Here is a 2,681-nt window from a genome sequence, read left to right on the forward strand (position 1 = left end):
CCCCCGTTTCCCCAGAGAGATTCCCCCGATGAGCATCCAGTGGTTTCCCGGGCACATGCACCTCACGCGCAAGGCCATCACCGAGCGTGTGAAGGACATCGATGTCGTGATCGAGATGCTCGACGCGCGCCTGCCCGGCTCCAGCGCCAACCCGCTGCTGGCCGAACTCACCTCGGCCAAGCCCACGCTCAAGGTGGTCAACAAGCAGGACATGGCCGATCCCGAGCGCACCGCGCTCTGGCTCGCGCACTACAACGCCCAGCCGAACACGCGCGCGATCCCGCTGGACGCCAGCGTGACGGCACCGGCGCGCGCCATCATCGCGTCCTGCCACGAGCTGGCGCCCAACCGGGGCGGCATGGTCAAGCCCATGCGGGTGCTGATCTGCGGCATTCCCAACGTGGGCAAGTCCACGCTGATCAACACCTTCATGGGCAAGCGCGCGGCCAAGACCGGCGACGAGGCGGGCATCACCCGCACCGAGCAGCGCATCGCCCTGGCCGACGACTTCTACCTGTTCGACACGCCCGGCATGCTCTGGCCACGCATCGTGGTGCCTGAAAGTGGCTTCAACCTCGCCGCCAGCGGCGCGGTGGGCCGCAACGCCTACGACGACCAGGAGGTGGCGCTGGAGCTGCTCAACCAGCTCAAGCTGTCTTACGCGCCCCTGCTGGAGGCGCGCTACAAGCTGGGCCTCGCGCCCGAGGCCATCGCGGCCCTGCCGGACGAAGAGCTCATGGAGGCGATCGGCCGCAAGCGCGGCGCGCTGGCGGGTGGCGGCGCGGTGAACTGGCAGAAGGCGGCCGAGCTGGTGATCGCGGACTTCCGCAGCGGCACGCTCGGGCGCATCACGCTGGAGACGCCCGAGCAGTTCGTGCGCTGGCTTCAGGCCGGGCAGAAGGCGGATGCCGAGCGCCAGGGCCGCAAGAAGGAACGCGCGGCCAAACCGCGCAAGCCCGACCGGCGCTGAGCCGGTGAGCGGGCCTTGACCCGCGTCAAGGCGCCCGCGCCCGCGCGGTGCGAGCATGGGCTCCACCCCTTCTGGAGCCTGCCATGAGCACCTCTCCCCGCCGCATCCTGCTGATCGAAGGCCATCCCGACACCTCGGGCCGGCACCTCAACCACCTGCTGGTGGAGGCCTACGCGGGAGGCGCGATCGCGGCCGGCCACGAGGTGCGCCGCGTGCGGTGGGTGAACTGGACTTTCCCGTGCTGCGCAGCGCGCACGACTGGAAACACGGCGGCGTGCCCCCGGCGCTGCAGGCTTCGCAGCAGCACATCCTCTGGGCCGAGCACGTGGTGCTGTTCTTTCCGCTCTGGTTGGGCGAGATGCCGGCGCTGCTCAAGGCCTGGCTGGAGCAGGTGGCGCGGCCGGGTTTCGCGGTCGGCCCCGAGGGAGCCAGGGAGTTCGGCCGCAAGCCCCTGAGCGGCCGTTCGGCCCGTGTGGTGGTGACCATGGGCATGCCGGCACTGGCCTACCGCTGGTACTTCCGCGCGCACAGCCTCAAGGCGCTGGAGCGCAACATCCTCGGGTTCATCGGCTTCGCGCCGATCCACGAAACGCTGGTGGGCTCGGTCGAGCAACTGGGGGAGGCCGGTGTGGCCCGGTGGCAGGCCAAGCTGCGCCGGCTCGGCCGCGACGCGGCCTGAGGCGTGCCGGTGCTCAGGCCTCGATCTTCACGCCTTTCCAGAACGCCACGCGGCCCTTGACCATCTCGGCTTCGGGCTTGGGGTCGGCGTAGTACCAGGCGGCGTCGGTGTTGAGTTCGCCGTTGACCAGCAGCGAGTAGTAGCTCGCCTGGCCCTTCCACGCGCAGGTGGTGCGGTGGTTGCTGAAGGTGACGTGATCGCGGTTGAGCGAACTCTCCGGGAAGTAGTGATTGCCTTCCACGACCACGGTGTCGTCGCTCTCGGCGATGGTCACGCCGTTCCACGTCGCCTTCATGCGGCGGCGCTCACTTGTTCTTCTCTTTGCCGCGCGGCATCACGGACGTGACCGGCGGCACCGGCCGGTCGGAGGACACGGGGCCCTTGGGCGCCGAGGTGTCCTTCTTGGGTTTCTTGGCCATTTTTTCGTTGCGTTGTTCCTTGCCCATGGGGACCTCCAATTGACACCGCGAAACGCGGCAGATGCGCCGATGGTAAGCGACAAAATGCGCGTTTCAAGCCCCTGCCGGGCGCCCGGAACGCGCAGCCTCGGGCTACTGCCCCATGCCCAGGAAATTGGCCAGGGCCTCGACGCCGAGGGCGCCGCTTTGCGTGATCACGGCACCCGTGCGCTGGTGCTTGGCCACCATGAACGGCACCGAGGTGGCGCCCAGGCGCTCCAGCAGCGCGGTGTTGGCCTTGATGCTCGCCATCACGTCGTCCGGAATGCTGGCCGAGGCCGACATGCCGCCCTGGCCCGTGAGCAGCTGCTGCTCGTGCGCGTTCATGGTTTCCACCGGGTTGGCGGCGGTCATGATGGCCGCGCCTTGCGGCGCGCTCTTGGCGTTCATGATGGCCACGGGCAGCCACACGAACTTCACCTTGCTCTGCAGCGGCACGGACGCCTGCCACAGGTGGCCGCAGTGCGGGCACTGCGGGTCGAACAGCACGTAGACCGTGTTGGCGCTCATCAGGGCACCGGCGGTGAAGCCCTTGCCTTGCGCGGCGAGCACATCGTAGGCCTGGGCCGGGGGG

5 protein-coding genes are annotated in these 2,681 nt (G+C 69.0%); 2 read left to right on the top strand and 3 right to left on the bottom strand.

The genetic code is table 11. The annotated features are described in order from the left end of the window. Window positions 1–28: 28 nt before the first annotated feature. Together ylqF and AC3WPZ_RS27845 are read left to right on the top strand one after the other, a co-directional pair. Window positions 29–970 (top strand): ribosome biogenesis GTPase YlqF, encoded by a 942-nt coding sequence (ylqF, locus tag AC3WPZ_RS27840; protein WP_444687088.1) that lies wholly within the window; start codon window positions 29–31, stop codon window positions 968–970. Window positions 971–1,187: 217 nt separating this feature from the next. Further along, complete coding sequence (locus AC3WPZ_RS27845; RefSeq protein WP_444687087.1) at window positions 1,188–1,649, top strand: NAD(P)H-dependent oxidoreductase; 462 nt, start codon at window positions 1,188–1,190, stop codon at window positions 1,647–1,649. Between the two features lie 13 nt (window positions 1,650–1,662). Here AC3WPZ_RS27845 and AC3WPZ_RS27850 read toward each other — a convergent pair whose 3' ends face one another. From AC3WPZ_RS27850 to AC3WPZ_RS27860, 3 genes are all read right to left on the bottom strand, one after another. Continuing rightward, window positions 1,663–1,944: a DUF427 domain-containing protein gene (locus tag AC3WPZ_RS27850; protein ID WP_382156294.1), complete on the bottom strand. Its 282-nt coding sequence runs from the start codon at window positions 1,942–1,944 to the stop codon at window positions 1,663–1,665. 10 nt (window positions 1,945–1,954) lie between these two features. After that, window positions 1,955–2,095: a hypothetical protein gene (locus tag AC3WPZ_RS27855; protein ID WP_382328490.1), complete on the bottom strand. Its 141-nt coding sequence runs from the start codon at window positions 2,093–2,095 to the stop codon at window positions 1,955–1,957. Between the two features lie 105 nt (window positions 2,096–2,200). Continuing rightward, a partial coding sequence (locus AC3WPZ_RS27860; RefSeq protein WP_492442593.1) for a DsbC family protein occupies window positions 2,201–2,681 on the bottom strand: 481 nt, incomplete at its 5' end.

This window comes from Hydrogenophaga sp. FW305-3-2-15-A-LB1, from assembly GCF_058787875.1.

Excerpts from the sequence above, each read along its gene's own strand:
- ylqF (WP_444687088.1), top strand. The coding sequence starts at position 29 with ATGAGCATCCAGTGGTTTCCCGGGCACATGCACCTCACGCGCAAGGCC.
- AC3WPZ_RS27850 (WP_382156294.1), bottom strand. The coding sequence starts at position 1,944 with ATGAAGGCGACGTGGAACGGCGTGACCATCGCCGAGAGCGACGACACC.
- AC3WPZ_RS27855 (WP_382328490.1), bottom strand. The coding sequence starts at position 2,095 with ATGGGCAAGGAACAACGCAACGAAAAAATGGCCAAGAAACCCAAGAAG.